This window comes from Mycobacterium sp. E2327 (assembly GCF_001672675.1).
In the GTDB taxonomy this organism is placed as follows: domain Bacteria; phylum Actinomycetota; class Actinomycetes; order Mycobacteriales; family Mycobacteriaceae; genus Mycobacterium.
Map to the genome: position 1 here is coordinate 1 of NZ_LZKE01000222.1, position 25,663 is coordinate 25,663.

Annotated in this window: 25 protein-coding genes; 13 read left to right on the forward strand and 12 right to left on the reverse strand. The window is 69.2% G+C overall.

Annotated elements, in window-relative coordinates:
- Both A5712_RS25270 and A5712_RS25275 read right to left on the reverse strand, forming a co-directional pair.
- Positions 1–492, reverse strand: a complete 492-nt coding sequence (locus A5712_RS25270; protein WP_068111625.1) for a DUF417 family protein — start codon at positions 490–492, stop codon at positions 1–3.
- A gap of 109 nt (positions 493–601) precedes the next feature.
- Complete coding sequence (locus A5712_RS25275) at positions 602–1,075, reverse strand: SRPBCC family protein (protein ID WP_068111630.1); 474 nt, start codon at positions 1,073–1,075, stop codon at positions 602–604.
- 110 nt (positions 1,076–1,185) lie between these two features.
- Here A5712_RS25275 and A5712_RS25280 point away from each other — a divergent pair, with 110 nt between their 5' ends.
- The 6 genes from A5712_RS25280 to A5712_RS25305 all read left to right on the forward strand — a co-directional run bounded on the left by A5712_RS25280 (position 1,186) and on the right by A5712_RS25305 (position 7,819).
- Positions 1,186–2,007 (forward strand): mycofactocin-coupled SDR family oxidoreductase, encoded by an 822-nt coding sequence (locus tag A5712_RS25280; protein ID WP_068111633.1) that lies wholly within the window; start codon positions 1,186–1,188, stop codon positions 2,005–2,007.
- A gap of 116 nt (positions 2,008–2,123) precedes the next feature.
- A complete protein-coding gene (locus A5712_RS25285; protein ID WP_068111636.1) occupies positions 2,124–2,336 on the forward strand; it encodes a heavy-metal-associated domain-containing protein in 213 nt (70 codons plus the stop codon).
- Positions 2,333–4,534, forward strand: coding sequence for a cation-translocating P-type ATPase (locus A5712_RS25290; protein WP_255404422.1), 2,202 nt, complete (start codon positions 2,333–2,335; stop codon positions 4,532–4,534). The genes A5712_RS25285 and A5712_RS25290 overlap by 4 nt, the downstream gene beginning before the upstream one ends.
- Positions 4,535–4,615: 81 nt before the next feature.
- Entirely contained in the window at positions 4,616–6,007 is a 1,392-nt protein-coding gene (locus tag A5712_RS25295; protein WP_068111638.1) for an alpha/beta hydrolase family protein, read from the forward strand.
- Positions 6,008–6,239: 232 nt separating this feature from the next.
- A complete protein-coding gene (locus A5712_RS25300; protein ID WP_068112000.1) occupies positions 6,240–7,049 on the forward strand; it encodes a polysaccharide deacetylase family protein in 810 nt (269 codons plus the stop codon).
- 2 nt (positions 7,050–7,051) lie between these two features.
- On the forward strand, positions 7,052–7,819 hold the full coding sequence (locus tag A5712_RS25305) for a hypothetical protein (protein WP_068111639.1): 768 nt from the start codon (positions 7,052–7,054) through the stop codon (positions 7,817–7,819).
- On the opposite strand, the gene A5712_RS25310 is transcribed toward A5712_RS25305, so the two are convergent.
- Positions 7,816–8,985 carry an SRPBCC family protein gene (locus tag A5712_RS25310; RefSeq protein WP_068111642.1) on the reverse strand — a complete coding sequence of 390 codons (1,170 nt, stop codon included), beginning with the start codon at positions 8,983–8,985 and terminating at the stop codon, positions 7,816–7,818. The two genes, A5712_RS25305 and A5712_RS25310, sit on opposite strands and share 4 nt — an antisense overlap.
- 61 nt (positions 8,986–9,046) lie before the next feature.
- Between A5712_RS25310 and A5712_RS25315 the strand changes: the two genes are divergently transcribed.
- Positions 9,047–9,859, forward strand: coding sequence for a PaaX family transcriptional regulator C-terminal domain-containing protein (locus A5712_RS25315; RefSeq protein ID WP_068111646.1), 813 nt, complete (start codon positions 9,047–9,049; stop codon positions 9,857–9,859).
- 5 nt (positions 9,860–9,864) lie between these two features.
- Here A5712_RS25315 and A5712_RS25320 read toward each other — a convergent pair whose 3' ends face one another.
- On the reverse strand, positions 9,865–10,119 hold the full coding sequence (locus tag A5712_RS25320; protein ID WP_068111648.1) for a ribosomal protein L7/L12: 255 nt from the start codon (positions 10,117–10,119) through the stop codon (positions 9,865–9,867).
- Positions 10,120–10,175: 56 nt separating this feature from the next.
- A complete protein-coding gene (locus tag A5712_RS25325) occupies positions 10,176–11,567 on the reverse strand; it encodes an FAD-binding oxidoreductase (protein ID WP_068111651.1) in 1,392 nt (463 codons plus the stop codon).
- A 157-nt stretch (positions 11,568–11,724) separates the two neighbouring features.
- On the opposite strand from A5712_RS25325, the gene A5712_RS32550 reads away from it, so the two are divergent.
- Positions 11,725–14,625, forward strand: coding sequence for a helix-turn-helix transcriptional regulator (locus A5712_RS32550; protein WP_068111655.1), 2,901 nt, complete (start codon positions 11,725–11,727; stop codon positions 14,623–14,625).
- 6 nt (positions 14,626–14,631) lie between these two features.
- Here the strand turns inward: A5712_RS32550 and A5712_RS25335 are convergent, their stop codons facing one another.
- Entirely contained in the window at positions 14,632–14,901 is a 270-nt protein-coding gene (locus A5712_RS25335) for a DUF4242 domain-containing protein (protein ID WP_068111658.1), read from the reverse strand.
- Between the two features lie 41 nt (positions 14,902–14,942).
- Entirely contained in the window at positions 14,943–15,401 is a 459-nt protein-coding gene (locus A5712_RS25340; protein ID WP_068111661.1) for a MarR family winged helix-turn-helix transcriptional regulator, read from the reverse strand.
- Positions 15,402–15,475: 74 nt separating this feature from the next.
- Here A5712_RS25340 and A5712_RS25345 point away from each other — a divergent pair, with 74 nt between their 5' ends.
- Both A5712_RS25345 and A5712_RS25350 read left to right on the forward strand, forming a co-directional pair.
- Entirely contained in the window at positions 15,476–16,417 is a 942-nt protein-coding gene (locus tag A5712_RS25345) for a PHB depolymerase family esterase (protein WP_068112003.1), read from the forward strand.
- A gap of 81 nt (positions 16,418–16,498) precedes the next feature.
- The gene (locus A5712_RS25350; protein ID WP_082973657.1) at positions 16,499–19,123 is read left to right on the forward strand and encodes a LuxR family transcriptional regulator; all 2,625 of its coding nucleotides are present in this window, start codon (positions 16,499–16,501) and stop codon (positions 19,121–19,123) included.
- A gap of 18 nt (positions 19,124–19,141) precedes the next feature.
- On the opposite strand, the gene A5712_RS25355 is transcribed toward A5712_RS25350, so the two are convergent.
- Entirely contained in the window at positions 19,142–19,747 is a 606-nt protein-coding gene (locus A5712_RS25355; RefSeq protein ID WP_068111664.1) for a TetR/AcrR family transcriptional regulator, read from the reverse strand.
- Between the two features lie 68 nt (positions 19,748–19,815).
- Between A5712_RS25355 and A5712_RS25360 the strand changes: the two genes are divergently transcribed.
- From A5712_RS25360 to fadD1, 3 genes are all read left to right on the forward strand, one after another.
- Complete coding sequence (locus A5712_RS25360) at positions 19,816–20,646, forward strand: alpha/beta fold hydrolase (RefSeq protein ID WP_068111666.1); 831 nt, start codon at positions 19,816–19,818, stop codon at positions 20,644–20,646.
- Positions 20,647–20,682: 36 nt separating this feature from the next.
- Positions 20,683–21,444 (forward strand): SDR family NAD(P)-dependent oxidoreductase, encoded by a 762-nt coding sequence (locus A5712_RS25365; protein WP_068111669.1) that lies wholly within the window; start codon positions 20,683–20,685, stop codon positions 21,442–21,444.
- A 72-nt stretch (positions 21,445–21,516) separates the two neighbouring features.
- A complete protein-coding gene (gene fadD1 / locus A5712_RS25370; RefSeq protein ID WP_068111672.1) occupies positions 21,517–23,160 on the forward strand; it encodes a fatty-acid--CoA ligase FadD1 in 1,644 nt (547 codons plus the stop codon).
- On the opposite strand, the gene A5712_RS25375 is transcribed toward fadD1, so the two are convergent.
- Genes A5712_RS25375 through A5712_RS25390 form a run of 4 tightly spaced genes read right to left on the reverse strand, consistent with a single transcriptional unit; the run spans position 23,099 to position 25,662 of the window.
- Entirely contained in the window at positions 23,099–23,752 is a 654-nt protein-coding gene (locus A5712_RS25375; RefSeq protein WP_068111675.1) for a PadR family transcriptional regulator, read from the reverse strand. The two genes, fadD1 and A5712_RS25375, sit on opposite strands and share 62 nt — an antisense overlap.
- Positions 23,749–24,171, reverse strand: coding sequence for a Zn-ribbon domain-containing OB-fold protein (locus A5712_RS25380; protein ID WP_068111677.1), 423 nt, complete (start codon positions 24,169–24,171; stop codon positions 23,749–23,751). The genes A5712_RS25375 and A5712_RS25380 overlap by 4 nt, the downstream gene beginning before the upstream one ends.
- Complete coding sequence (locus A5712_RS25385; RefSeq protein ID WP_068111679.1) at positions 24,168–25,343, reverse strand: thiolase family protein; 1,176 nt, start codon at positions 25,341–25,343, stop codon at positions 24,168–24,170. The genes A5712_RS25380 and A5712_RS25385 overlap by 4 nt, the downstream gene beginning before the upstream one ends.
- Positions 25,333–25,662, reverse strand: a complete 330-nt coding sequence (locus A5712_RS25390) for a hypothetical protein (protein WP_068111681.1) — start codon at positions 25,660–25,662, stop codon at positions 25,333–25,335. Before A5712_RS25390 ends, A5712_RS25385 begins: the two co-directional genes overlap by 11 nt.
- Position 25,663 lies beyond the last annotated feature (1 nt).

Here is a 25,663-nt window from a genome sequence, read left to right on the forward strand (position 1 = left end):
TCAGGGGAACGCTTTTCGAGCCGCGAGCGAGTCGCCGAGCGTCCACAGCGCAACGCCGATCAAAACGAGATCCTTGAGCAGGAATTGACCTGGCAGCGCGGACAGCACCGGAATGCCGGCGGCGTGGGTCGAGACAACCCCCGGCGTGGTGAACAAGAAGCTCAGCGTTCCCATGAATAGCACCACGGCAAGCGCGCTGCCGACCACCGATGCCCGCGGCCACACGGGTCGCAGCGCAATGAGAAGCGCCGCAACGATTTCCATCGTCCCCAGCCCACGTGCCACCGTGGTCACCGAGGCCACGTGATAGATCCAGCTCATCAGCGGGTTGTGCTCGATGAGCACCCGGGATTCCATCTTCACGTACTTGCCGAACCCGATCCAGGCCAGGACGATCACCAGCCCGTAACGGCTGATCAGCTGTCCCGCGCGGGTCAGCAACTCGGCCACCCGATCCGGCGTGAGGGCGGGCGACGGGGCGTGGTCGATCATCGAGAGGGATCCTTTCGCCGAGCGGGTCGGTGGGCGGGCAATCGTTCCCGAAAGACCACGGTCGGCGACACGTTTGGGTTCACTGACCCAAACGCTCGGACCCGGAAATTTACCGTCCCGCGTAACGGTCGCGCAGTTTGGCCAGCGTCGCCTCGATGCCTTCGGCGTTGGCTTTGCGGAAACCCATCAGCTCGTAGTACTTCAGCGCGTTCTTGATCGCGCCGGCCTCCCGGTAGTCGAACGTCTCGGTGACCCGCGTCCTCGTCGGTGACAGCGGTTCGAACTCCCAGCGCCAGCGGTGTCCCACGGGGTGGCGCCATTCGATCAGCTCGTTCGGTTTGAGGGCCGTCACCCTGCTGGTGATGCGATACGGCACGCCATACATCTTCATCTTGGTGGAAAACTTCGATCCCACAGCCATTTCCGCGGGGACACTGATGTTGTCGCCCACCGTGCCCGATCCGTCCAGTTCGTGGTGCCGCCGCGGATCGACGGCCATCGCATACAGCTCGGCGGCCGGGGCCTCCACTTCGACCGAGCGGCTCACCTGTCGGGGACCCGAGTCGACAAGGTTGACGGTCATGACGGTCTCCTTCCGGGTATCCGGCAGCGCGGACTCGACGCTACGCTTCGCCGGATTGAACCTTTACAACACTGTTGTTCAAACAACGACGTTCAGCGGGGAGGCGTTCGGTGAGCCAGTCGATTCCGGGACGGGTGGCGTTGATTACCGGCGCCGCGCGGGGACAAGGGCGGGCGCATGCGGCGCGGCTCAGTGCCGAAGGCGCCGACATCATCGCGGTCGACATCGCCGGGCCGTTGCCGCCCAGCGTTCCCTACGATTCAGCGACACCCGACGATCTGGCCGAGACGGCGCGACTCGTGAGCGCCAACGGCCGAAGGGCCATCACTTCGGCGGTCGACATCCGTGACCTCGAGGCGCTCACGGCGGCCGTCGACGCGGACGTCGCGGAATTCGGCCGCCTGGACATCATCGTCGCCAACGCGGGGATCTGCAGTCCCGCGCCGTGGGACCAAATCACCCCGCAAGCGTTTCGCGACACCATCGACACCAACGTGATCGGCACCTGGAACACGGTGATGGCCGGCGCTCGCCACATCATCGACGGCGGTCGCGGCGGCTCGATCATCCTCATCGGATCCGCCGCCGGCATCAACATGCAGTCGTTCATGATCCACTACACGGCGAGCAAACATGCGGTCGTCGGGATGGCGCGCGCCTTCGCCGCCGAACTCGGCCGCTACAACATCCGGGTCAACAGTTTGAACCCGGGAGCGGTCGCCACCCCGATGGGCACCGGCCGGATGCGCGACGCGCTTCGATCGGCCGCCGACAGCTACCCACACCTGCGGGGCATGCACAAACCGCTGCTGCCCGACGGCATCGCCCAGCCCGAAGACATTTCCGACGCGGTCGCGTGGCTGGTCTCGGACCAGTCCAGGTTGGTCACCGCCAGTCAGGTGTCGGTCGACATCGGCGTGGGCTACGTCTGATCGCATTCCGCCCCCGGTCCGCGCACTCCCACGCCCCGCCGACCAGGCACAATCGTTCGGCCTCATACCGTGTATCGGTGATGCCTATTCCGCAGGGGCGTAGGGAAAGGAGCGTCGTGACCACGCGCGAGTATCAGGTGAGCGGGATGAGCTGCGGGCACTGCGAGGCCGCCGTGAAGGACGAGGTGGGCCGGATCCCCGGTGTGGACGGCGTGGACGTCGACGCCGGCACGGGCAGGCTCGTCGTGCGGAGCACCCTTCCGGTCGACGCGAGCGCGGTGCTGCAAGCGGTCGACGAGGCCGGCTATCGGGCGGTCCTGGTCGCGTGACGGCGGACGCTAACACGGCCAACACCGTCGAGCTGGACATCGGGGGCATGAGCTGCGCCTCGTGCGCGGCGCGCATCGAAAAGAAACTGAACAGGCTGGACGGCGTCAGCGCCCAGGTCAACTACGCCACCGAGAAGGCCGCCGTCAGTCTCCCCCTCGGATACGACCCGCGGGAGCTGATCGCGGAGGTCGAAAGTGCCGGCTTCACCGCCGCGCTCCCGCAACCGGGACCCGCCGCCGAGACGCCCGCTCCTGCGGACGACGACGAGCTGGCGGCGCTGCGCACCCGCCTGCTCGGCGCGATCGTGCTCGCCGTCCCCGTGATCGCGCTGGCGATGCTGCCCGCCATGCAGTTCCGCGGCTGGCAATGGGTGTCGCTGGCCCTCGCGGCCCCGGTCGTCGGGTGGGCGGGCCGCCCGTTTCACGCGGGCGCGTGGGCCAGCCTCAAGCACCGCGCCGCCACGATGGACACACTGGTTTCGGTCGGGACGCTCTCGGCCTTCCTGGGCTCGCTGTACGCCTTGCTCCTCGGGACGGGACACGTCTACCTCGAAGTTGCCGCGGGCGTCACGATGTTCGTCCTGGCCGGACGCTACTTCGAGAAGCGCGCCAAGCGGCGCGCGGGAGCGGCGCTGCGGGCCCTGGTCGAGCTCGGCGCCAAGGACGTCGCCGTGCTGCGGGACGGGTCGGAGACCCGGCTGCCCGTCAACCAGCTGGCGGTGGGCGACGTGTTCGTGGTGCGCCCGGGCGAAAAGATCGCCACCGACGGAATCGTCGTCTCGGGCTCCTCCGCCGTCGATGCCTCGATGCTCACCGGTGAGTCGATCCCCGTCGAGGTAGGCGAGGGCGGCGCCGTCACCGGCGCCACCGTCAACGCCGGGGGGCGCCTGGTCGTGCGAGCCACCCGCGTGGGCGATGACACCCAGCTGGCGCAAATGGCCAGGCTCGTCGAAGCGGTGCAATCGGGCAAGGCCCGGGTGCAACGGCTCGCCGACCGTGTCTCCGGCGCGTTCGTCCCGGCCGTCATCGTCGTCGCGATGGTTACCCTCGCGACGTGGCTGGCTGGGGGCGCTTCCGTCACCGACGCGGTGACCGCGGCGCTCGCGGTGCTGATCATCGCCTGCCCGTGCGCGCTCGGGTTGGCGACGCCGACCGCCCTGCTGGTCGGCGCCGGCCGCGCGGCCCAGCTCGGCGTGCTGATCAGGGGACCCGAGGTGTTGGAGTCGACGCGCAAGGTCGACACGATCGTGCTCGACAAGACCGGCACCGTCACCACCGGCAGGATGACCCTGGTCGACGTGATTGCCGGGCCGCAAACGGACCGCGAAACGCTGCTGCGCTATGCCGGGGCCGTGGAGGACGCCTCGGAACATCCCGTCGCGCAGGCGATCGCCACCGCCGCCAGGGCGGAACTCGGCGCCCTGCCCGCGGCCCGGGATTTCGTGGCGGTGGGCGGGCAAGGCGTGCACGCGATGGTGGACGGCCATGCCGTCGTCGTCGGGCGGGAAGACCTGCTGGTCGACCGGGCCCAACGGCTCGACGCGGAACTGTCGGGAGCCAAAGCCCGCGCCGCGGCCGAAGGCAAAATCGCCGTCGCCATCGGGTGGGACGGCCGCGCGCGCGGCATCCTGGTGGTCGCCGATTCCGTCCGGCCCACCAGCGCCGAGGCGGTCCGGCACTTCAAGGCCCTGGGACTCACGCCCGTGCTGCTGACCGGCGACGACGAGACGGTCGCCCGGCGCGTCGCGGAGCAGGTCGGCATCGCGCACGTCGTCGCCGGGGTGACGCCCGCCGGCAAGGTGGCCGCCGTCGAACGGCTGCAATCCGAGGGCCGGGTGGTCGCCATGGTCGGCGACGGCGTCAACGACGCCGCGGCCCTGACACGCGCCGATCTGGGGCTCGCCATGGGGACGGGCACCGACGTGGCGATCGAAGCCGCGGATCTGACCCTGGTGCGCGGCGATCTGTGCGCCGCGGTGGACGCGATCCGGCTGTCCCGGCGGACCCTGCGCACCATCAAGGCGAACCTGTTCTGGGCCTTCGGCTACAACGTCGCCGCGATCCCGCTGGCGGCACTCGGCCTGCTCAATCCGATGCTGGCGGGCGCCGCGATGGCGTTCTCCAGCGCGTTCGTCGTCGGCAACAGCCTGCGACTGCGCACCTTCGCGGGCACGATGCGCACGGATCCTGTGGGATAGTTGTTCTGGCCTACCGCGTTCTTCAAGCCTTGGCCGGTGGGTTATTCGCAACCAGATTTGATTTAGCGAAGGTCACCGCCGTTGCCCCCATTCGTCGAACAGCTGTCCTTGCTGCATGGCTGGCTGCCGGTGGCGGTGCAAGCGCTCGCGCTGCTGGTCGTCGTCGGCGCGATCGGCGTGACGAGGCGCCGTTGGCGCGGCTGGGCGCTTCCGGTGGCGCTGGGCGTCGCGGGCCTGGCCACCGCGCTGTCGTATTGGTACATCACGTCGATCGGTGTGGCCGGGGACCCGGCCCCGGTGACGCTGTGGCTGTGGATCGCGACGAGCGGGCTCGCGGTCGCGGTACTGGCTCTCGGCTGGCCGGGCGCCCGCTGGTGGCGACGCGGCCTGGCGGTGGTTTCGGTGCCGCTGTGCGCGCTGTGCGCGGCCCTCGCGTTGAACGGCTGGGTCGGCTACTTCCCCACCGTGTCGGCGGCCTGGGACCAGCTGACCTCGCAGCCCCTGCCCGATCAAATCGATCGGCTCAGGGTCACCGCAATGCAGCTCGAGGGGACCAAGCCCGCCAAGGGCGTCGTGGTGCCCGTGACGACCAGCGCCGACGCGTCGCACTTCCCGCACCGCCAGGAACTGGTCTATCTGCCCCCGGCCTGGTTCAACAGCAATCCGCCGCCCCGGCTGCCGGCGGTGATGATGATCAGCTCGGCGTTCAACACCCCCGCCGACTGGCTACGCCCCGGCGGCGCATTCACCGCCATCGACGACTTCGCGGCCCAGCATCACGGCTTCGCCCCGGTGCTGGTGTTCGTCGATCCCACCGGCACGTTCGACAACGACACCGAATGCGTGAACGGCACCCGCGGCAACGCCGCCGATCACCTGACGAAGGACGTGGTGCCCTTCGTCGTCTCGAATTTCGGGGTGAGCGGCGACCGAGCCAACTGGGGCGTCGCCGGATGGTCGATGGGCGGCACCTGCGCGGTCGATTTGGCGGTCATGCATCCGGAGCTGTTCAGCGCGTTCGTCGACATCGCCGGCGACCGCAGCCCCAGCATCGGGACGAAGGACCAGACGATCGCCCGATTGTTCGGCGGCGACGGCGCCGCCTGGGCCGCCTTTGATCCCACCACTGTCATGACCCGACACGGCCACTACACCGGGCTGTCGGGGTGGTTCGACGTTCCCTCCTCGCCCGGTCCGCACGCCGTCGCCGAGGAAGCCAACTCCGCCATCGCCGGTCCCAGCGCCGACCCGGCCGCCAACCCCGAAGGCCAGGACGCCGCCGCCAACGCGCTGTGCGACGTCGCGACCACCAACGGGATCAGCTGCGCGGTGGTCACCCAGCCCGGCAGGCACGACTGGCCGTTTGCCGCCCAGGCGTTCGCCGCGTCGTTGCCCTGGCTGGCCGGGGCGCTGGGAACTCCCGGCACGGATCCCGTCGAGCTGCCGCGGCGCGGCGGCGGCGCGCCGCATTGACGCCAGCTATGCAAGACCGTTACCTTTTCGAGCCCCAATTCACAGCTGAACCTCCTGTAACGAACCCGGCGTATTGAAACCGGCACTGGTACCGTTCGCTGCTGTGGCGGCGGAGTTTGGCAACACAGGTACCCGGGGTACCGGGTCGCGTGTGCCGACATCCCACCGCAAAAGACCCGAGAGGCGCGTGACGTTCGCCGTCCCGAGTATCGGCGGCGGCTCCGCGCCGGAGCTGAGCCGGCGCCGTTTCCTTGGGGCCCTGGCGGCGGCGACCGTGGCCGGCGTGGGCGCGGCTCGCCTGGTGGTCGACCCGCAACCCCGGACGTTCGCCCAGGCGCCGCCAGCGAACGTCGCGACTTCCGGCCCGACTGCCCCGTCGGCCCTGTTGCCACCCCCGCCGGCGAGCGCCCGCATCCCGCTGCCGGGCGGCGGCGCGCTGACCAAGATCCCCGGCGAGGGCGATCTGCTCGCGCTGACCGTCGATGACGGCGTCAACAGCGAAGTGGTGCGCGCCTACACACAGTTCGCCAAGGACACCGGTATCCGGCTGACGTTCTTCGTCAACGGGGTTTACGACTCCTGGACCGAGAACCTGGACCTGCTCCGGCCGCTGGTCGACTCCGGGCAGATCCAACTTGGCAATCACACGTGGTCGCACCCGGACCTGACCACGCTGCCCAAGGACCAGATCGCCCAGCAGCTCACCCGCAACGACCAATTCTTGAAGAAGACCTACGGCATCGGCGCAAAACCGTACTGGCGGCCGCCGTACGCGAAGCGCAACGCCGCCGTAGACGCGGTGGCCGCCGACCTCGGCTACACCGTGCCGACCTTGTGGTCGGGGTCGCTGTCGGATTCGACGCTGATCCACGAGGACTACATCGTGAAGATGGCCGACGAGTACTTCACCCCGCAGTCCATCGTGATCGGCCACCTCAACCACCCGCCGGTCACGCACGTCTATCCGCAACTCGTCGACATCATCCGCGACCGAGACCTGCGCACGGTCACCCTCAACGACGTCTTCCTCAAAACGCCGTAGCAGTGCAGGGGCCGGATCCGCAGCGGCTTGGCGGCCTTGCCTGGGTCCGTCGCACCGGTGGTCGGCTGTCGCCCGCCGAGCGGCGCCGGCTTTTCGTCGCAATCGCGGTCGGTCAGTGGCAGAACGCGGTGGGCCGGGCCAAGCTCGCGCTGGGCCGGCTCCCGGCCGCGGCGGAGCGCGTCGATGTGGCCGCCTTCCCGATCCCCGATACCCGGTTCGCGCGCGAGGCCGAGCAGGCGTGCGCGGAATTGCCGCCGGGCCTTCAGGGGCACTCCTACCGGACATGGTTGTTCGGTCGGGCGCTTGCGAGTCTCGACGGGCGCGAGTTGGACAACGAGCTCTTCTATTGCGGCGCGCTCCTGCACGACTACGGCATCGTGAATCCAACGCCCGACCGCGATTTCACGCTCGGCAGCGTCGAGCGGCTGCTCTCGTGCGCCACCGCCGCCGGGCTGAACGACGAACGCGCGCAATTGCTCGCGGATGGCATCTGCGTGCACACGACGCCGGGCGTCAAGGTCGACACGGACGGCGCGATCGGCTGCTATCTGCAATGGGGCGCGATGGTCGACGGCGCCGGATTGCGGATATGGGACGTCGCTCCCCGCAACGTCGAGGCGGTGTTGCGGCGTTATCCGCGAGGCGATTTCAAGAGCGAGCTGATCGGCATGGCGCGCGCGGAGGCGGCCGCGGTGCCGCGGGGGCGCTTCGGGCTTCTGGTTCGTTGTGGACTGCCGTTGGCCGTGCGGATGGCGCCGTTCGACTCCTAGCGGGCCATGGCGGCAAGGCGCTCGTCGAGCGTGGCGTGAAAGTGCCCGATCGCGCTCTCGTGCCGGCCGAACTCGACGAATTCGTTGGCGCCCGAACGTAACCCGCGCTGGACGCCCTCGGACATCTCGTTGTCCTCGGCGAGACCCTGCTCGATGAGGCTGCCCGCGCCCACCAATCGTTTGGAAGGGTCAAGAGGCGCCCGCTCGGCGACTTCGGGTTTCACCATCGAATATGTGCTCACCGTGGTGCGATCGACGTCCACCGGGTCGATCACGACCACGGAAACCACGTCGGGAAATGTCGCCACCATGACGTTCGGGAACAACTGATAGACGTAGGTGATCCGCGCGTCGACGTTCCAGGTCGACTCCGGGCGGTCCCGGAGCCGCTCGATATTGCGGTACGGGAAGGTGAGTCGGCTGTTGGGGCCGAACGTCTCCACGACATTGAGGTCGTCGTATTGGACCGGGTAGAAGGTGTCACGGTGCGTTGAGCGCAGGTGATAGCCCTCCAGGAATTGTTCGACGAGCACCTTCCAGTTCATCGCCCGCACAGTCGAGTCCACATGCACGAGCCGCTGCGCGGGCAGCAATTTGTCGCGCCACGGGCTCCCCTCGGTCAGCGCGGCCATCAACTCGGCGTCGTCGAGGCCCGACGGTTCAAGCGAACCGATCACGATAAGCCCGTGCACCTCACGGCTCTCGACCTCGACCAACCCGCGGGTCGACGGGTCCAGGCCGGGGAACGCCTCGGCGTTGGGCACGTGTGAGAGCGAACCGTCCAGGCGGTAAGTCCAGCCGTGGTAGCGACACACCAGGGCGTGCGAGCAGCCGGCCTCCTCGACAAGCGCGAAACCGCGATGCCGGCACGCGTTGCGGAACACCCGCGCCCGGCGGTCGCGCCCCCGGACGGCGAACAGGGGGACGCCGAAGGCGGTCCGTTCGACGTGGTCGCCCGGGTTGGGGATCGCCGCCGAGGGAACGAAGACGCTCGGCATCGCGCGCAGCAACCGGAGTTCCTCGGCGAATCGACTTGGGTTCAAATAGTTTTCGACCGGCTCGCGCCAGGCGTCACCCTCGTCGGTGGTACCGGCGTCGATATGGGCGAGGACGCGCCGGACGATCTCCACATCGTCGGCGAGCACCGACTTGGTCGGCAAGCTCATGCGTGCCAGTATCACACTATGAACGTCACGCGTCAATGATTCAGTGATACCGTTGACAGCCGTGCCCGCACTCCCCCGGTCGCGAGCGAGCGACCTGATCGACCGCCGGCCGCTGAGCGCCCGTTCCGTGCTGGCGTCCGCGCTGCTGGGGTCCGACCGGGGCCGCCTCACGGTGGCGGAACTGGTGGCCGTTGCGTCGCTATTCGGCATCAGCCCCGGCGCGGCCCGCACCTGCCTGTGGCGGATGGTGTCCGCGGGTGAACTGACGGCCGACGACGGCAGTTACGCGCTCGCGGGCCGGCTGTCGGAGCGCCGCCAGCGCGTCGACGAGGCGGCCCGGATCGACGACACGGCCCCCCACCGTTGGGACGGAACGTGGGAACTCGCGATCGTCGCGCTGGAGCGCAGATCGGCGACCGATCGCCTGGACTTGAGAAAGGCCGCGACGGCCCTGCACCTGGCCGAGCTGCGGGAGGGCGTCTGGATCCGCCCGGACAACCTTGATCCGCAACGGTTTCCGGCGCTCACGGCCGTCCTGGACCAACAGTGCACCCGCTTTCACGGCGCCGTCACCGGCATCACAACCGCGCACGTGCGAGCGCTGTTCTCCCTAAACGAATGGGCCGACAACGCGCGGGCGCTCATCGAGGCCATGGATGCCACGCTCGACGCCGACCCGCGTGACGATTCGACCGAAAGCTTCACCTACGAGTTCGCGCTGTCGATCGCGGTGGTGCGCCATCTTCAGCTCGACCCGCTGCTGCCCGTCGAACTTGCAGGGGACGACTGGCCGGGCCACGACTTGCGCCGCGGCTACCGGCGTTTCGATCGCGCCTTCAAGCGGCGGATGAACGGTGCTTTTCGCCGGCAGTAGCCGACCTACAGGTTGTCGACGATGTCCTTCGCCTCGCGCAACCCCGCGCCGGTCAGCTCGCGGTACAGCTTGATCGCGGCAATGGCGTTCCCGGAGCGGGCGAGGGCGACGACTTCCGAGGGCACACCGTTCTCCAGCACACCCGATGTCGCGCCCACGTCGCTGCCGAACGTCGGGCACGGAACCCCGAGCCGATCCGAGAGCAGGCGCACCTGCTGTTCGAGCAGCGCGAGGCGGCGGTAGATATGGGGATCTTCCATCACCCGATGATTATGGACGCCGACCCCCGCCGGTGCCTGTTTCGCCGTTCCGACGCCTAAGCGGTGCCAAGCGACCCGGCCGGCAGGATGTTCTGGTTGATGTGGAACACGTTGGCCGGATCGTATACGGCCTTGATCTCGCTGAGCCGCTGGTAATTCGGGCCGTAGGTGGCGCGGACCCGGTCCTGGCCCTCGTCCATCATGAAGTTGACGTAGGCGCCGCCGGCCGAGTACGGGTGGATGGCTTCCCAGTAGTCCTTCGTCCAGCGCTTCAACGCCTCGGCGTTGGCCGGATCGGGGTCGACGCCCGCGATGACCTGAGAGAAGTTCACGTCCCGGTAGGCCCAGGGGGTGTCGGTCTGACCGACCCGGTGCACCGCACCGTCGATCGGATAGAGGTGCATCGTGGAGTGCATCGTCGGCAGCTCTTCGGTGAAGCGGGCGTGGGCCGCGACGGCGGCGTCGGGGATCGTGCGGATGAAGTCGCCGCGCCAATACCACTGCAGCCCTTTGGGATACAGCGCATCGAAGGTGGAGTTCAGCGCGGGATAGGGCGCCGCCATGAGGCCCTCGAAGGCCGGCCGCATCTGGCGGACCGGCGCGAACGCCTCGTCGGCCCCGGCGGGATCGCCGGTGTAGCACCAGATCACCGCGCACGCCTTCTGCAGGTGGAACGCCTCGGGGAACGGCGGCGCCGGCGGGACGGTCATGGTCGCGAAGAAGCCGTAGAGGTCCTCGTCCTGGGCGGGCAGGAAGTCCCGGTACCAGCTGAGGATGTCGGCGGTGGCCGATGCGGGCCACGCCGTCGGGCCGCACAGCACGGTGTGCTCCCGGTGCAGGCGGAACGTGAACGAGCTGACCACGCCGAAGTTTCCGCCGCCACCGCGCAGCGCCCAGAACAGGTCGGGGTGCTCGGATTCGGACGCCGTCACCACCCGGCCGTCGGCCAGCACGACCTCGGCCTCCAGCAGGTTGTCGATGGTCAGGCCGTACTTGCGGGTCAGGTAGCCGTGGCCGCCACCCAGGGTCAGCCCACCGACGCCGGTGCTCGAGATGATGCCCGACGGCGTCGCGAGGCCGTGCGCGTAGGTCGCGGCGTCCACCTGCGCCCACGTCGCCCCGCCCTGGACGCGGGCGGTCCGCCGATCGGGGTCCACGTGGACGCGGTTCATCGGCGACAGGTCGATGACGAGGCCGCCCTCGACGCAACCGAAGCCGGGTCCGTTGTGGCCGCCCCCGCGGACGGCGACCTCCAGGTGCGACGCCCTGGCGAACTCGAGGGCGCCGACGATGTCGCCGGTGGTTCCGCAGCGCACGATCACCGCGGGCCGCTTGTCGATCATCGCGTTGTGCAGCGCACGGGCCTCGTCGTATGCGGCGTCGTGGGGCAGGATCACCTGTGCCCCGAACCGGCCGCGTAGTTCGTCGGTTGCGGTTGTCACGCTCATCGCCCGCACCTCCTCTGGTTGCCTCGCAGGTTTGATGCCGCGACGCTACGAGGCCGCGAGGCCGCGCGTCATGACCACAACGAAGCATTTGCCAGGCCTCCAACGATAGTCAGATCTGACTATCGACCGGCCAAATCGGCGCGGTTACCTTGATTCCATGGCCCAGTGGGTGCCACCACCCCTTCCGGCGGAATTGCTGGCGCGCCGGCGCGGCCCGCTCGTCGGCCGCGCGGCGGAGCTCGCCGCGTTCGAGCAGGCGTGGGAACGCGTCCAAGGCGGCACCCGCCAGGCGGTTTTCATCGGCGGCGAGCCCGGAGCGGGCAAGACCCGCCTGGCGGCCGAGGTGGCCGGAACGCTGGCCGACCACGGCGTCCCGGTGCTTGTCGGGAGCTCGACGGCCGACGCGGACGTGCCGTACGCACCGTTCGCCGAGGCGCTGGACCGGCTGCTGCTCGCGGCCCCGCCAGGTTCGCTGGCCGATACCCTGGCCGACGCCGGAGCGCAACTGCGCCGGCTGTCCTCCCAGGTGGATCGGCATTTGCCCGACATCGGCCCGGCGGATGAGGTCGGGGCGCCCAGGCAGGCACTTTTCGACGCCCTGACGGGTTTCCTGCGCCGCCTGGCCGCCGACCGTCCGATCGCGTTGATCCTCGATGACCTGCATTGGGCGCAGCTGCCCACCCTCGTGATGCTCGAGCGCGTGGTGATCGGCTGCGCCGACGTCCAGATGCTGGTGGTCGCCACCTTCCGATCGACCGAACCGGACCGTTCCGACGAGCTCACCACCCGGTTGGCCGAGCTGCACCGCTTCGACGGGGTGCGGCGCCTGGATCTCGCTGGGCTGGACACCGAGGCGATCGCCGAGTTCGTCAGGCGGACCCAGCAGTTGGCTCCCGCGTCGGCGCGCAAGGCCGCCGCCTTGCTGCGCGACAAGACCGGTGGCAATCCGTTCTTCCTGACCGAGCTGGTCGGCGACCTTGAAGCCCGGGGTGGGCTGGCCACGCTCGGTGTGCAGCAGACCGTGCCGGCGTCGATCGGGGACGCCATTGCCCGCCGGCTCAGCGGGTTGGGCGCCGGCGTCCGGGCCGTCATCGAACAGGCGGCGGTGCTCGGCGAGACATTCGACCTGCCCGCCCTGATCGCCGCCAGCGAAACCGATCTCGCCGCGACGCTGGCGGCGGTCGATTCGGCCGAGGGCGTCGGCCTGATCCGGCCGGTTCGCGACTCCGACGGCGAGTTCTCGTTCGTGCACGCGCTCACCCGCGAGGCCGTGGTCGGCGGAATGGCGGCGTCACGGCTGCGGATCATGCACGCACGGGCGGCCGAAGCGCTCGAGGGCCGGGCGGACCCGTCGCTCATCCCCCGGTTGGCAAACCACTACCTACGGGCCCACGTGCTCGGCTACCACGAGCAGGCGCTGCGGTACGCCCACCAGGCGGCCCGGATGGCCGAACAAAGCCTGGCCTACGAGGACGCCGCGAGGTGGTTCGAGCGGGCGGCGTCGCTGCCCGAGCTGAGCCGCACCGACCGGGCGCGGCTGGACCTCGATGCGGCCGCCAACCACGTGCGCGCCGGCGATTTCGCGCGGTCGCGAGCGATTTATGAACGCCTGAGCGCGATGGACGATCCGCTCATCCGGCTGGGGGCGGCTGTCGGCTACGAGGAAGCGAATTGGCGTCGCGGACAGTCGGATTCGACGGCCGCCGACCTGCTCGCGTCGGCGCTGGAATCCTGCGGGCTGGAGACCGACGACCTGCGCTACCTGCAGGCGCTCGGCAGCTTTGGGCGCGCGCTGGCGTTCGCCGGGGAGGCGGCGCGAGCGCGCGAGGTGGGTAACCACGCCATCGACCGCGCGCGGGCCACCGGTGATCAGGCGGTGCTGATGCACACGCTCAAGACGAGCCTGTGGCATGGGCTCACCCCGGAGCTGTGCGAAGCCCAGGCGGAGCGATCGGCCGAAGTATCCCGCATGGCGCTGGAGCGCCGCGACTACGAGGTGCTCGGGGCGTCCTCGCACTTTCGCGCCATGGTCAGTTACCTGGCCGGCCGGCCCGACGACCTGGCCGCGTCGACCGCGGACATGCGCCGCGCGGGAAAAGCCATCGGGCAACCGGTGTTCGGGTTCGTCGGTGCGTGCGTCGAGCAGGCGCTGGCATATCTTCGCGGCGACTTCACCGGCGCCGAACGGTGGGCCGACATCGCTTTGCGCGCAGGCGATTTGTTCGACGCGGACGATACCGCGGGTTCCAACGGCGTTCAGATGTTCATGATCCGCCGGGAAACGTCGGACCTGAAGCGATTCGCTGGGTTCATCGACGGCAGCGAGACATTCGCGGGACGTTGGGTGCCCGGCCTGCTTGCGCTGTATACCGAGCTGAACTGCGAAGCGGGCATGACCCGAGCCCTCAACCATCTGCTCAACCGCAAACTGGGCGATCGCACCGACGAGGCGCAGTGGCCGATGGAGCTGGCGTTCATGGTCGAGGCGGCGCTGGAGCTAGGCAACCGCGAGGCTCTGCATTCGCTGCGTCCGTACATCGGGCGCTATGCCGGCAAGAACCTGGTCGCCGGCCAGTTCGTCGCGTTGTTCGGCAGCGCCGACCGTTACCTCGCCCGGATCGCGGCACTCGACGGCGACATCGAGGCGGCCGAGCGGCATTTCGCCGCGGCGCTCGAGATGGACCGTCGGATGGGCTCGGTGGTTCACATCGCCGAGACGCTGGCCCGGCACGCGTTGTTCGCGGCGTCACGCGGGCGCACGGAGGAAGCCCGGCGCCTTGCCGACGAGGCACGCGCGATCGCCACGTCGATCGGTCAGAACCGCGTCGTCGAGCTGGTGGACGCGGTGCTGGTGACGGGCCCGGACGGCTTGACGGACCGGGAGGTGGAGGTGTTGCGGCTGCTCGCGGAGGGCCTGAGCAACCGGGCGATCGGCGAACGCCTCTACATCAGCACCAACACGGCCGCCAACCACGTGCGCAACATCCTGATCAAAACGGGCGCCGCGAACCGCACCCAGGCGGCAATGTACGCCGCCGACCACGAGCTGCTCGGGTGACGACCCTCAGATCTCGGAGAGCTTGCCGTCGGGCATGACGCGGTCGCGGACCTCGACGATCACGTCGGCGGGCAGGCCAGCCCTCGCGGCCGCCGTCCTGATGGCCTCGGGTGAGGGCGCCTCGTAAAGGCAGTAGGTCTTGCGCTTGTCCGCCGACAGGAACGAGTACATCCAGCGAACGCCCTCGAGGTCGTTGATCCGGTTGATGCCGTCGGCGACCTCCAAGCTCGGTTCCATGTCCTCGGCAAAGTTGCGCTCGACCATGAAGATGGGCACGGCGGACTCCTGTCATTGTCTTGCGTCGAACTTACGCCGTGTCAATCGCGCACCGCGTCGGCCTCGCTGGCGAGCAACGTCTGCAGGGTGTCGCGCAATTCACCCAGCCGCTCGGGGCCCAGCAGCTGTTCCCACCGCTTCTCCAAAGCAACTGCGTTGGAACGCATCACGCGCAGCGCCTGGCGACCGCGCGGCGTCAGCTCGATGATCCTGGCCCGGGCGTCTTCGGGATCGGCCACTCGGGTGACATAGCCGTGCCGCTCCAGGCCGGCGATCCCCTGGGCCACCGCCTGGCGACTCACGTTGAGCCGGTCGGCCAGATCCGACGCGTGCAGGCCGCCGCCCGCCAGCGGCACCAGCGCAACCGCCTGCGCCGGCCGGATGCCGTCGAGGCCGGCAGCGGCGAACGCGGCCCGCAAGCGGGGCGCGCCCGAGGCGGCCACCAGGTTCACCAGCGCCGGGACGGTGGGCTTCCAGTGGCCGTCCGCAACACGTCGCATGGGAAGAGTGTGCCATCTGAGCAGATTTTGACAAGTAACTTGTCAAAATGCTGGCCGGCTGCCACGATTGGTTCATGCGATCGCTGTGCGCACGGGGGTTCGGTGTCTGTCTCGCTTCGATTTTGGTCGTGGTGCTCGGCGGGTGCGTGGGCGGCGGTCATGCGTTGGGAACGCCCGGCGCCCAACCGATTCCGGTCGGGCAGTCCACGCAATCCATCGATTCCGGCGGCGTCAGCAGGACCTTTCACCTGTACCGACCGCAGGGGTTGCCCGACGCGGCGCCCCTGGTGGTGATGCTGCACGGCGGCTTCGGCAACGGCGCGCAGGCCGAGCGGTCCTACAACTGGGACGCCGAGGCGGACACCGGGCATTTCCTGGTCGCCTATCCCGACGGGCTCAACCGCGCCTGGAATGCCGGGACCTGCTGCGGTGAACCGCAGCGCGCGAATACGGATGACGTAGGTTTCCTCACCGCGATGGTGGGGGTCATCGAACAGGAGATCCCCGTCGATCGCGCGCGCGTCTACGCCACCGGCATGTCGAACGGGGCCATGATGGCGCTGCGGCTGGGCTGCCAGAGCGACACCTTCGCCGCGATCGCCCCCGTCGCCGGAACGTTGCTCACCGACTGCTCCCAAGCGCGACCGACATCGGTGCTGCAGATTCACGGCACCGCCGACGACCGGGTGCCCTACAACGGCGGACCCGGAAAGGCTTTCGCCATCAACGGGAATCCACGCGTCGACGGCCCCTCGGTGGAGTCGGTCAACGCCACCTGGCGGTCCATCGACGGGTGCGGACCCCCGACCTCGACCACCGCCGGCAGCGTGACCACGCAGACGGCCGGATGCCCCGACGGGCGCACCGTCGAGTTGATCTCGGTGGCCGGCGCCGGCCATCAATGGCCCGGCGGCCAGCCGAGCCCGCTCGCGGAACTCGCCGGCATCCCCGAACCGTCGACGGCGCTCAACGCCACCGACACCATCTGGCAGTTCTTCGCCCAGAGCCATCGCTGACCATCTGTCCAGCGTCGACTCGTTTGGGCGATCGACGCGTTTTCGGTGCGATAACTCGACGCTCGCCGGTTTACTTGTCACGTGGAGCGCTTGCTGGAGCGTGAGGCCGTCCTCGCGAAGCTGGTCGCACTGGCCCGCGCCGTGCGAAAGGGCAAGGGCCACGCGGTATTGCTGCGCGGTGAAGCCGGCGTGGGCAAGACCGCGGTGATCACCCGCTTCTCCGCGGGCCTCGAGGAGATGCGGGTGCTGCGCGGCTGGTGCGACCCGCTGGCCGCGCCACGGCCGCTGGGCCCGCTACTGGACGCGCTGGGCGGGGTGGGTCCCACGGCGGCCCGGGCTTTAGATGACGCGATCGAATCGGGTGACACCGGCGCGCTGTACCGGCGGCTGCTGACGGTGTTGCGCGACGGACACCGCTGGGTCTGGCTGATCGAGGACGCCCATTGGGCCGACGGGGCGACCCTCGATCTCATGCGATTCCTGGCGCGGCGCATCGACTCGCTACCGCTGCTGCTGGTGGTGTCCTATCGCGACGACCAGCTTGACCGGCAGCACCCGCTTTCGGTCGCGCTCGGGGACATTGCGACGTGCGCGGGGGTCAGCCGCGTCGGATTGGAGCCGCTGAGCCGGGGAGCGGTTGCGGTGCTCTCCGCCGGCAGTGGTGTCAACGCGGACCAACTGTACGAACTCACCGGCGGAAACCCGTTCTACGCCACGGAAGTGCTGGCGGCCGGGGCGCAAGCGCTGCAGCGAAATGCGTTGCCGCGCACAGTGACCGAGGCCGTCTGGGGCCGCCTGGGGCGGTTGTCGCCCGCGGCGCGCGAGACCGCGCACGCGGTGGCCGTCTGCGGCCCACGGGTGCACCCGGCGGTGCTGGACAAGGCATGCCCGGCCGGCAGTGCGGGGCTGGCCGAATGCCTCGACGCCGGGGTGCTGCACACGGAGTGGGACGCGATCGGGTTTCGGCACGAGCTGGCCCGGCGCGCGACCATCGACCAAATCCCCGCCCATGAGCGCAAGGCCCTGCACGCCCGCGCACTGGACGCCCTTGCCGAACCGCCGATCGACCCGAACACGTTCGCAGCGTTGGCTTTTCACGCCGATCAGGTCGACGCCGCCGAAGCCGTGATCCGCTACGGCGTGGCCGGGGCCGAGCGCGCCGCGGCCCTCGGGGCGCCAAGGCAGGCCGCCGACCTGTTCGCGCTCGCGCTGCGGCGCGCCGACACCGAACCGGCCGAGCAGAGGGTCCAGTGGCTCGAGCAACACGCGGTGGCGTGCTACCTCTGCGGGCGCGGCGAGGCCGCCGTGTCGTCCTGGCGCGAGGCGATCGCGCTGCGCCAGGCGATGGGCGACCGGCTGGGCGAGGGCGACGACTTGCGCTGGCTGTCGCACGGCTTGTGGGGGCTGGGTCGGGTCAGCGAATCCGCCGACGCGGCACGCGCCTCCCTGCGCCTGTTGGAGGACGCCGACCCGTGTCCGCAGCTGGCCTGGTCGTTGGTCAACATGGCCGAGCAGGGCCTGTGGAATTTCGACCCGGCGTGCGCCGACTACGCGGCTCGGGCGATCACCGTCGGCACCCAACTCGGCGACGACGCGGCGGTGGTCCGCGCGCGCGGCTACACCGCGTTGGCCAATGTCGTGCGCACGGACACTGGCTGGGACGAACTGGAAGCGGTCTGGCACCAAGCGAAGGACGCCGACGCCCGCGGCGAGACCGCCGCCTTCTTCGGGGCGGTGAACGGCTACATCGCGGCGATGCACTACGACCCCGATCGGGCGGATCGCTACATCGCCGACACCGTCGCCTACTGCCGCGACCGCGGCATCTACCTCTTCGAGGGAATCGCCGACGGCGCCGACATGTTGGCGGGCTTGCATCGCGGCCAGTGGGATCGCACTATTGCGCGCGCCGAGGATCTGCTGACGCGCCCCGGGCTGACGCTGGTGAATTGGATCTCGCCGCGCATCACCCTGGCGCTGATAAACGCCCGCCGGGGCGAACAACCGGTCGCCTCGCTGCTCGACGACTTGGAATCCGACTACGAGATAGAGCAACAGCGGTTCTTCCCGATGTGGGCCGCACGCGCCGAAGCCGCCTGGCTGGCCGGCGACGACGACCTGGCTCGCAGCGTCGCGCAACGTTCACTGGCCAAGATGGGCGCGGACCACAATCCCTGGCTGATCTGGCAGCTGCGCCGGTGGGCTCAACTTCCCGGTGGCCCGCCGGAGCCCATCGCCGGCGACGGCCCAGTCACCCCGTTCCAGCTGGAGATCGGCGGTGACTGGCGCGGCGCCGCGGCGGCCTGGGAACGCCGCGGCTGCCCCTACGACGCGGCCATCGCCCGGCTCGGCGGCGACATCCCCGCGGCGGAATCGGCGCTGGCCACGTTCCGCGGCCTCGGCGCACGAGCGGCGGCCCGCCGTGCCCAGCAGCGCCTGACAACGCTGCGTGGTGATGCTCGTCGCGGCAAGGGCGTGGGCACGGTTTCCGACCCGGACGGGCTGACCCGACGGCAACGCGAGGTCCTCACTCTTATCGCCGCCGGGCACAGCGACGCCGAGGTGGCGACCAAACTGTCCATCAGCCCCAAGACCGTCGGGCACCACGTCGCCGCCATCCTCACCAAGCTCGGTGTCGACAACCGCACCCAGGCCGCGGCCCGCGCCCGAGGCACCGCCGGACCCGACGGCAGCCCCGGCCGTTGATTCTCTACGCGCCGAACGTCATTCGTCCAACATCGCGTCGATCAGCCGGTGCAGCACCTCCCCCGTCTCCCGGCGGGCGCGCTTTGGGTCGTCGGCGGTGGCGATGACCATGGCCGCCTCGTCGAGCGCGCCGATCAGGATGTGGGCCAACGGCCGCATCGGTTGCTCGGCGAGCTGCCCGGCCTTGACGGCCTCGGTGAGCAGCTGTTCGGTCATGCCCAGGCTGTAGCGCTGCGCGACGTCGCGGAAGGCCGGCCACCCGAGCACGCTGGGCGCGTCGAGCAGGATCAGCTGGCGTACCTCGGGATCGCCGGAAACGTCGAGCCACGCGTCGACCGCGGCCCGGATCGCGTCCGCGGGCGTCGTCGCCCCCGACCCGGCCACGATCGTGCCCATCCGGGCCATCACGTCCTGCTCGACGGCCTCGACCACCTCGGCGAAAAGCGTTGCCTTGTCGGCGAATTGGTGGTACATCGCGCCGCGGGTGACGCCGGCGGCCGTGGCGATCTCCGGCGTCCCGACCTCCGCGTAACCGCGCAGACCCCACAGGCGGCGGGCGGCCGAGATCAGCGCGTCGCGGGTCGCCGCGGAGCGCTCTTCCTGGGTTCGTCTCTTGATTTCCATACAGCCTGTTGGTAACTTACGAACAGACAGCCTGTTTGTAAGTGTACCTTTCGATATAGGAGTCAGCCATGTCGACGATCGACATTAGTGCCGGGACCATCCACTACGAAGCAACCGGACCCGAGAACGGCAGGCCCGTCGTCTTCGTGCACGGGTACATGATGGGCAGCCAACTGTGGCGTCAGGTCAGCGTCCGCCTCGCCGATCGCGGGCTGCGCTGCATCGCCCCCACCTGGCCCCTGGGCGCGCACCCGCAGCCCCTGCGGCCGGGCGCCGACCGCACCATTTACGGTGTCGCCGGCATGGTCGCCGAGGTGCTTGCCGCCCTCGATCTCGACGACGTGGTGTTGGTCGGCAATGACACCGGCGGGGTCGTCACCCAACTCGTCGCGGTGCACCATCCCGAGCGGCTGGGGGCGCTGGTGCTCACCAGTTGCGATGCGTTCGAACACTTTCCACCGCCGATCCTCAAGCCGGTGATCCTGGCGGCCAAATCCAAAACGATGTTCAAGACCGTCGCCCAGGCCATGCGCGCGCCGGCCGCGCGCAAGCGCGCCTTCGACGGCCTCGCATACACCAACATCGACGAACTCACCGAGGCATGGGTGCGTCCGGGGCTGTCCAACCCGGCGATCGCCCAAGACCTGCGCCAATTCAGCCTCTCGATGCGCACCGAGGTCACCACCGGCGTCGCCGCGCGACTGCACGAGTTCGACAAGCCCACGCTCATCGCCTGGTCGGCCGACGACGTGTTCTTCGAGCTCGCCGACGGCGAACGGCTGGCCGCGACCATCCCCAACGCCCGCCTCGAGGTCATCGAGAGGGCGCGCACGTTCTCGATGCTCGACCAGCCGGAGCGGCTCGCCGATCTGCTCTCGTCGATTGCGGTACGCACCTAGCTCGGGACGCCGCTTGGCGGGCGCTACGCTCGCGGCATGCAAAAGGTGCTGCAAGGCAGGCGGATCCTGGTAACCGGCGGAGCCACCGGTATCGGCGCGGCCGCCATCGGAGTCCTCACCGACGCGGGCGCCGAGGTGGTCGGCACCTACCACAAAACCCCGCCGCCGGATGAGCTGGCGAACACATGGCTGCAGTGCGACGCGCGCGACGGCGACGCCGTTACGGCGATGGTGCGGCAGGCCGCGGACCACCTCGGCGGGCTCGACGTCCTGGTGAACGCCGCGGGTCTGTGGCAGGCCGGAATTCCGGGCTACATCGGCGCCGACGACATCTCGTTCCTGTTGGACACCAACGTGAAGGCCACCATCCTGACCAATCAGGCCGCCTACTCGGTGATGAAAGAGCAGAACCCCAAGGGCGGCAGGATCATCAACTTCGGGTCGTCCGAAGCCGTGCAGGGCAGCGCGATCTCGGCGGTCTACGCCGCAACGAAGGGCGCGGTGCAGGCCTGGACACGATCGGCCGCGAAAGCCTGGGGCGCCGACAACGTCACCGTCAACGCGTTGGCTCCGGCAGTGCAGACACCGGGCTCCGACCGTTTCCGGGATTTCCTCGGTCCCGAAGCGAGCACCCTCATCGATCAGCAGATGCAGCTGATGATCCCGATCGGCGGGAAACTCGGAGATCCCGCGCGAGACGTCGGGCCCATGCTCGTGTTCCTGGCCGGCACCGGCTCGGGCTTCATCACCGGGCAACTGCTGGCCGTCGACGGCGGACTGATGATGGTGGGCGGCTAGAACGCAGGGCGGGGGACCGCCGCTAAGATAAGACGGACCGTCTCGTCTCGTAACCGAAGGTGGACCGCTGCGATGGCCGACGACACGATTCAGGCGCTACTGCGTAAGCGCCTGACCGACCCTGCTGTCGCCATCAAACACGGCCATTTGCAATGGACTTGGGATCAATACCTCACCGAGGCGACGGTGCGGGCCGCGGCCCTGATCGCCGCCGCCGACCCGCGTCGACCGATGCACGTCGGCGCCCTGCTGGGAAACACGCCGGAGATGTTGGCCCAGATGGCGGCGGCCGGGCTCGGCGGCTACGTGCTGTGCGGAGTGAACACGACGCGGCGCGGCGAGGCTCTGGCCGCCGACATCCGGCGGGCCGACTGCCAGTTCGTGGTCACCGATCCCGAGCATCGGCCGCTGCTCGACGGTCTGGACCTCGGAGGAACGCAAATCCTGGACACCTCGACCCCGCAGTGGGCCGAATTCCTGGGGGGCGCAGGCGAATTGGTCCCCCACCGCGAGGTCACCGCGACGGACGCGTTCATGATGATCTTCACGTCGGGAACCAGCGGTAATCCCAAGGCGGTCCAGGTGTCCCACCTGATGGCGGTGGTCGCCGGCCTCAGCCTGATGGGGCGATTCGGCCTGACCGAGCGGGACACCTGCTACGTGTCCATGCCGCTGTTTCACTCCAACGCGGTCGTCGCCGGATGGGCGCCCGCGGTGGCCTCCGGCGCCGCGATCGTCCCGGCGAAGTTCTCGGCGAGCAACTTCCTCGACGACATCCGCCGCTACGGGGCCACGTACATGAACTACGTCGGCAAGCCCCTGGCCTACATCCTCGCCACCCCCGAACGCGACGACGACGCCGACAACCCACTGCGGGTGGCGTTCGGCAACGAGGCCAACGACAAGGACATCGAGGAGTTCGCCCGCCGATTCGGCGTTCAGGTCGAGGACGGCTTCGGCTCCACGGAGAACGCGGTCATCGTGATCCGCGAACCCGGCACGCCGAAGGGGTCAATCGGCCGCGGCGTCGACGGGGTCGCGATCTACAACAGCGAGACCGTCACCGAATGCGCCGTCGCACGCTTCGATGCCAACGGGGCGCTGGCCAACGCCGACGAGGCGGTGGGCGAGTTGGTCAACACCGCGGGCTCGGGGTTCTTCACCGGCTACTACAACGACCCCGAGGCCAACGCCGAACGCATGCGCCACGGCATGTACTGGTCGGGGGACCTGGCCTACCGCGACGCCGACGGCTGGATCTACCTGGCCGGGCGCACCGCCGACTGGATGCGCGTCGACGGCGAGAACCTGGCCGCGGCTCCCATCGAGCGGATCCTGTTGCGGCACAGCGCCATCAATCGCGCTGCGGTGTACGCCGTCCCGGACGAACGGGTGGGAGATCAGGTGATGGCCGCGATCGTCCTCAACGACGGCGCCGAGCTCGACCCCGATGCGTTCGAAGCCTTCCTCTACGCGCAACCCGACCTGTCCCCGAAGGCCTGGCCGCGATACGTGCGCATCGCCGCCGACCTGCCCAGCACCGCCACCCACAAGGTGCTCAAACGCCAGCTGATCGCCGAAGGCGCGTCCGCCGGCCAGGGCGAAATCGTTTGGGAGCGTGACGGGCGCGGCACCGCCTACCGGCAGGCCACGTCTAACGCGGGTTCCGGGGTGCCCGACGGCGGATCTGCCCCTTCGCCCGTCGCACCCGTTTGACCGGATCTCGGCTTGTGCCGCCGGCGATCTCGTCGCGCAGCTGCGTGATGTTCGAGATCTCCGCATACAAACCGCGAATCGCGTAGTCGAGCACCGCGAATGAGCAACGCTGGTCCGGGTCATCGGCCAGGCCGAGGTCGCGAGAGCGCTGCCGCGACCACAGCGCCTCGTCCAGCCGGGCGCGGGTTGCCTCGAGATGGCGGTCCAGCGTGTCGACCAGGTGTTCCGGATTTTCGCCGCGCGCAAGCCAGGTCTTGAGGATGACGGGGTGTTTGATGACCACCCGATCCTCCGCCGGGAAGTGCTGGACCCACCGGCGCAGCGCATCCAGGCCCGAATCGGTGGTCTCGTACAACGTGATCGCCCGCTTGCCGGATTGGGCGCCGATCTCGCTGACCATGCCCCGCTCTAGCAAGCGGTTCAGCTCGCGCCGCACGTGGCTCACCGACGGCGACCAGTAGAAGTGGCCGACCGAAAGTTCGGCGCGCATCTTGATCTCACCGGCGGTGAGTTGCTCGTCGTTGGCGGCCAACACGCCTAGCACCAGGTAGGCCGTCGCCGGAAGGCCGTTGCTGGTGCGGGCGGGACTCATTGCAGTCCGGTGAAGTACGGCAGGGTGACGTCGGCGCCGACGGCGTGGAATTGCACCCGGACGCGCATGCCGATCGCCAGGTCGCCCGGGTCCACCCCGACGACGTTGGTCAGCATCTGGTAGCCCTCGTCCAGCGTGACGATCGCCGGCGCATAGGGAGGCTCGAATTCGGCGGTGACCGGGCGATGCACCACCGTCCAGCTGTAGATCTCGCCGAGCCCGCCGCTGCACTCCCACCGTAGTTCGGCCGAAAGGCATTGGCGGCAATGCTCGGTCGGCGGAAAGTTCGACAGGCCACACGCTTCGCAGTGCTGGTAACGCAACTCCCCCGCCGCACAGCCCTGCCAGAAGGGGACGCTGAGTTCGCTGCTGGCGTGGGGCACCGGCCCGGTCTGTGGCCGCAACGGTTCGGATGTCATAACGGCTCGTCTCCCAGGATCAGCACGGTGGTGAACAGGGCTCCCGCACCCCCGTTGCTGCAGAACGCGATGTGCGCGTTGGGCACCTGGAGGTCACCGGCCTGGCCGCGCAGTTGCTGAACGGCCCGGACGGCCCGCTGCATCATCTGCGGATTGGAGCCGGCGTGGCTGAAGGACATGGTTCCCCCGTCGGTGGTGACCGGGTGGCTGCCGTCGATCGCGATGTGGCCGTCGGCGACGAACGGTCCGCCCTCGCCGTCGCCGCAGAAGTTGAAAGCCTCTAGCTGGCGGATGATTTCGAAGGAGAACGGATCGTAGAGCTCCAGCACGTCGACGTCGTCGGGACGCAGGCCTGCGTGGGCGAACGCCCGCTCGGCCGCGCGCCTGCCCACGACGCCATTGACGTAGTGGCCGTGATCGCCGCGCCGGCCGGCGAGGTCCCACGCGGGCGGGTGCTGATACGACGGGCCGTGAAAGTCCGCGCCGCTGCCCAACGCGTAGATCGGTTGGCCGGCGATGTCCATCTGGTCGATGTTGGCCACGACGAGGGCGCAGCCGCCCTCGGAGGTGGTGGCGCAATCGAGGAGATGAAACGGGTCGGCGATCGGCCGCGACGCGGTGATGTCCTCCGGCGCGAACGGACCCCGTTGGTAGTAAACGGCTTCGGGGTTTCGCGACCCGTTGTTGCGAATGGTCGCCGCGACCATCGACAGTTGTTCGCGGGTGGTGCCGTAGACGTGCATGTGGCGCCGGGCGATCAGCGCGAACTCGGCGGTCGTGAACATCCCCCAGGGCGCGACGAATTCGTTCTCGGGCCGGGTCCACGGAGCAGTGGCCTGGTGGTCGCGGTATTCACCGGCTTGCGCGGCGACCAGGACGACGACGTCGGCCATGCCGTGCTCGATCGCGGCCGCGGCCTCGGTGATCATGCCGACCCCGAACGCCAGTCCCTGCCAGGCCGGTCCGAGGCGCAGGTCGTAGATCAACGCGGTGGACAGCGGGCCCGCGCTGATCCCGTCGACGTCCTCGAGGCTCAGGCCGGCGTCGGTGAGCGCCCCGTGAATGGCCTTGAGCGCCAGGCTTCGTGACGTTTCGCCGTCCAGTCGGCGGCCCTGCCGGGTGTTGTGCACTCCGACGATCGCCGCGGTCCGCTTCGCCGGGCTAGTTTTCATCCGCGACAACTCCCAGGTAGGTTCCGACGACGTCGTATTCGTGCCCGTCGCGTTCGATGGTGCCGATCGTCGTGGTCCGCGCGCCGCGGGGTGCGGCACCGGTTTCGACCACGTTGATCCGGACGTCGATCGGTCGTGCCGATTGCGGATCGGTGATCTCGACGACCATCGCCACCGCCCGTTCGCTCTCGTCCCACTCGACACCGGTGATCCGATGGCGGGCGGTCAACTCCATCACCACGGAGTCCTGGCGCACCAGGAACCGGACCGGGGCGCAGGGCTCGCCGTCGCGCGGCGGGACGCACAGCGTGACCGCCACG